The following is a 542-nucleotide window of genomic DNA, read 5'->3' on the forward strand; positions in this document are numbered from 1 at the left end:
CACATTCGATACGCTGAACCTCAGCACCCCGCTCCTCAACGCCCTGCGCGACCTCCGCCTCACTCAACCCACGCCAATTCAGGAAAAGGCCTTCCCGGTTGTCATGTCGGGCCGCGACGTGGTCGGTATCGCCCAAACGGGCACCGGCAAAACCTACGCGTACCTGCTGCCCATCCTGCGCCAACTGGCGTTTTCCAAACAAAAAGACCCGCGTGTGCTCATCCTCGTGCCCACGCGCGAACTGGCCATCCAGGTGGCCGGCGAAATACAGAAACTCACGACGTACATGTCCGTGCGGACGCTGGCCGTGTACGGCGGCGTGAACATCAACACCCAGAAATTGGCCGTGCAGGCGGGCGTGGACATCCTCGTGGGCACGCCGGGCCGCGTGCTCGACATGGCCCTGAGCCGTTTCCTGTTGCTGTCGTCGGTGCGGCAATTGGTCATAGACGAGGTGGACGAAATGCTCAACCTCGGTTTCCGCGTGCAACTCACCGGCCTGCTCGACCGCCTGCCCGCCCGCCGCCAGAACCTGCTTTTTT

The 542-nt window shown here is 62.7% G+C and carries 1 protein-coding gene; it reads left to right on the forward strand.

Annotated features, from left to right (window positions below):
* Positions 1-13: 13 nt before the first annotated feature.
* Positions 14-542, forward strand: a 529-nt coding sequence (locus JNK74_29960) for a DEAD/DEAH box helicase (protein MBL7650395.1), incomplete at its 3' end; no start/stop codon positions are given.

It is taken from the genome of Candidatus Hydrogenedentota bacterium, from assembly GCA_016791475.1.
Taxonomy (GTDB): Bacteria; Hydrogenedentota; Hydrogenedentia; order Hydrogenedentales; family JAEUWI01; genus JAEUWI01.